The sequence below is a fragment of the Micromonospora sp. NPDC002411 genome, from assembly GCF_053592955.1.
Genome location: NZ_JBSFBM010000511.1, coordinates 1 through 3,341 on the forward strand (window position 1 = coordinate 1; position 3,341 = coordinate 3,341).

Below are 3,341 nucleotides of genomic sequence, written 5' to 3' on the forward strand. Positions count from 1 at the left end.
GGTCGGAGCTCCGCCCGAACTCGGTCTGGGTGAAGGCGACCAGGACCGGCGCGAACCGGGCGCGCAGCACCCGCGTGCGGCCAGGTGCGCAGGCGGCGAGTGCGGTATCCAGGTCGGCGAGGTCGGCAGTCTCGATGCCCAGTTCGGTCGACTTCTCGGTGTGCGACTGCCGCCGGCCGACCCACAGCTCACCGTCGCGGCTGCGGAAGAACTCGTCGCTCTCCCGGGACGTACGCGCCCGTGTGTAGAGGACGGCGTCGTGCCCGCCGCCACTGGGCCACAGGATCAGCACACCGTCGGGGTCGTGGTCACCCGTCAGGTAGGCGAAGTCGCTGCCAGGGCGGAACGGGAACCTCGTGTCGTTCGCCCGCACCTTCTGCGAACCGGTGGGGATCACCAGCGTCTCCCCGGGAAACGCCTCTGACAGTGCCGCCCGGCGGCGCGCATGATGGCCGGCCTCCGGTCGGCGCTGCACGTCGAGCGGCTCGTCACGCCAGCCGGTCCGCATGAACGTCAGGAACGCCTCCGGAAATTCGGCGTCGTGCGACTCGGTGCGCACTCCTTGCCGCTCGTCCCCCTGCTTCATGACTTGCTCCTTGTTCGGCACCATCCCATGATCACCCGCAAACCTTAGGCTATTGCAAACTCTGGGCAATAACTAGACCAGCGGTTCGCGTCCAGCGTGAAGATCAACGGAATGTTCACGTCGTGGTCCGGTGCCGAACACCCGCCTGCACCTGCACGTTTGCGCGTGCTCAGCAGGGTGGCCAGGAATCCTGCAACCCCAAGCCCGGAGCGTTTCTTGTCAGTGCCCCGACGTCATCGACGAAGCGCGGTGACCGTCCTCGCGCTGGCCGTCGCCGCGGCCGTCCTGGCCCTGCCGTCCCCGGCGGCGGCGCACCCGTTCGGTGACCCGCAGACCGTGTCCATCACGCCCGACGAGCAGCGGCCCGACATCGTGCGGGTGCGGTGGCGCGTCGGCGGGCCCGACGACCTGACACTGCTCGGCGTCTCGCTCGGCCTGCTGCCGGCCGATCGCGTGCTGCTCGACGGCGCTGTCGACTACCGGATGACCGATCCCGCCGTGCTCGCGTCGTCCGAGCAGTTCCCCGCGTACCTGCTCAAGCAGATCACCGTGGCAGACGGGGCGCGGCAGTGCGTCGGCGCTGTCGCGCCACTGAAGGCGCTGGCGCGGGCGGGCGCGACCGTCGACTACACCTGCCCGGGGCCGGTCGGCACTGTCACCGTCGCGGTGCGGATGCTCACCGACCTCAACCCCGCCTACCGGGCGATGGCGACCGGCCCCGGCGGGCAACGCGCCGTGTACGGCTCCGGCGAGGACTCCCACGACTGGACCCTCACCGGTGGCGCGCCGACCGTCGGCAGCCCCAGCCGTGGCCGCAGCGCCGCCGTCCAGCTCGCCGCCGTCGTCGGTGGTGCGCTGCTGGTTGCGGTCGGGGCGCTGCTCGTGTCCCGGCGGGTGCGGCGACGGCGAGCAGTGGCATGACCGCGACCGCAGTCCTCTCCGCATCCCTCTCGGACCGCTTGCAGGACATCGTCCACTCGCCGGGCGTACCCCCGCTCGCGTTCGTGCTGGCCTTCGCCGCCGGTGCGGGGCACGCGGTGGCCCCCGGGCACGGTAAGAGCCTGGCCGCCGCCTATCTCGCCGGCTCGCGTGGCCGGATCCGGGACGCCGCCTGGCTGGGCGGTTCGGTGGCGGTCATGCACACGCTGTCGGTCCTGGTGATCGGCGCGGCCTGGACGTTCCTGTCCCTGTCCGAGGTGATCCGGATGCAGGAACTCACGAGCTGGCTGCAACTCGGTGCCGGTCTGATCGTCCTGGCCACCGGTCTGTGGATGGTGCGCCGGCACCTGCACGCCGCCGGCCACAGCCACGATCACGCCCACAGCCACACCCACACCCACACCCACAGCCACGAGCACGGGAAGCGCCCTGGTCTGTTCCTGCTGGGTATCTCCGGCGGGCTGACCCCGTCCCCGGCCGCGTTCCTCGTGCTGGCGACCGGGCTGTTCATCGGTCGGGCCGGCTTCGCCCTGCTGCTGGTCCTGACGTTCGGCCTCGGCATGGCCGTCGTGCTCTTCGGCGTCGGGGTCCTCGCGGTCGCCGGTAGCTCACTGGTCACCCGGGGAGCACAGTCCCGCGCGATTCTCGGCCTGGCCACCCGGGTGGCGCCCGTCCTCGCCGCCAGCGGCATCACGCTGTTCGGCGCGGGCGTCGTCACGGTCGCCGCGATCCACCTCGTCACCATGACCTGAGCCACGGCGGACGGATCATCCGCCGGTGGTGACGGTCGCGGTTGACCGGCTAGGGTTCCGCTGTGTTTCGCGCCGTCGTGTTGATCGCTGCTGTGGTGCTCGCCTCGGATCAGGCCACGAAGTACTGGGCCGAGTCCGCGTTGTCGGACGGGCAGACCATCTCCATCGTGGGTGACCTGCTGTCCCTGCGGCTCGTCTACAACCCGGGCGCCGCCTTCTCGATCGGGTCTGCGTACACCTGGATCTTCGCGGTCTTCGCGGCGGCGGCCGTGGTCGCGGTGACGGTCGTGGCGCGGCGGGTCACGTCGCGTCCGTGGGCCGTGGCGTTGGGGCTGGTGCTCGGCGGTGCGACGACGCACCTGCTGGACCGGCTCTTCCGCGAGCCGGGCTTCGCTCGCGGGCACGTGGTGGACTTCATCGACTACGCCGGGTTCTTCGTCGGCAACGTCGCCGACATCGCGCTGGTGGTCGGTGTGGCCATCGTGATGCTGCTCAACCTGCGCGGCGTCCCGCTGCGGGAGACGGCCGCACCGGGCGAGACCCGCGACGACGAGCAGGTGCCGTCAGGCTCCTGAGCCGACCAGCACGACCTCCAGCCGGCGTGGGCCGTGCACGCCCTCGACCCGGTCGAGTTCGATGTCGCTGGTAGCGGACGGGCCGGAGATCCAGGTGAGCGGCGAACGCGCGTCCAGCCGGGTCAACGCCTCCGGCAGCAACCCGACGACCTGGTCGGCGCGGACGACGCAGATGTGCCGGTCGGGCACCAGGGTGAGCGCCCGCCGGCCCTGCGCCGGGCCGGCGTCGAGGACGATGGTGCCGGTATCGGCGATCGCCACGGCGCAGCCGGTCAGGACCGCGTCCGTCGCGTCCAGCTCCGCAGGTGACAGCGGGGGAGCGTCTCGGCACACCTGCCCGGCGTAGCCGGCCAGCCACTCCGGAGGAACGTCGGCGGGGACGGCGAGTCGGTCCTCCTCGAAGACCCGCAGCACACCCCGCAGGATCGCTGCAGTGATTGCCTTGCCCGGATAGGGCTTGAACGCCACCGGGCTGCGAAACACCACGTT

5 protein-coding genes are annotated in these 3,341 nt (G+C 71.3%); 3 read left to right on the forward strand and 2 right to left on the reverse strand.

The window, feature by feature from the left end; translation table 11 throughout:
* Positions 1-610: aminopeptidase P N-terminal domain-containing protein (locus ACWCO3_RS33115; protein WP_450013864.1), on the reverse strand; the 610-nt coding region annotated here is incomplete at its 3' end.
* Positions 611-835: 225 nt separating this feature from the next.
* Here ACWCO3_RS33115 and ACWCO3_RS33120 point away from each other — a divergent pair.
* The 3 genes from ACWCO3_RS33120 to ACWCO3_RS33130 all read left to right on the forward strand — a co-directional run bounded on the left by ACWCO3_RS33120 (position 836) and on the right by ACWCO3_RS33130 (position 2,852).
* Positions 836-1,507, forward strand: a complete 672-nt coding sequence (locus ACWCO3_RS33120; protein ID WP_145780335.1) for a hypothetical protein — start codon at positions 836-838, stop codon at positions 1,505-1,507.
* On the forward strand, positions 1,504-2,277 hold the full coding sequence (locus ACWCO3_RS33125) for a HoxN/HupN/NixA family nickel/cobalt transporter (protein ID WP_450013866.1): 774 nt from the start codon (positions 1,504-1,506) through the stop codon (positions 2,275-2,277). Before ACWCO3_RS33120 ends, ACWCO3_RS33125 begins: the two co-directional genes overlap by 4 nt.
* 62 nt (positions 2,278-2,339) lie before the next feature.
* Positions 2,340-2,852 (forward strand): signal peptidase II, encoded by a 513-nt coding sequence (locus tag ACWCO3_RS33130; RefSeq protein WP_357928406.1) that lies wholly within the window; start codon positions 2,340-2,342, stop codon positions 2,850-2,852.
* Here the strand turns inward: ACWCO3_RS33130 and ACWCO3_RS33135 are convergent.
* Positions 2,841-3,341: LutC/YkgG family protein (locus tag ACWCO3_RS33135; RefSeq protein ID WP_450013869.1), on the reverse strand; the 501-nt coding region annotated here is incomplete at its 5' end. The two genes, ACWCO3_RS33130 and ACWCO3_RS33135, sit on opposite strands and share 12 nt — an antisense overlap.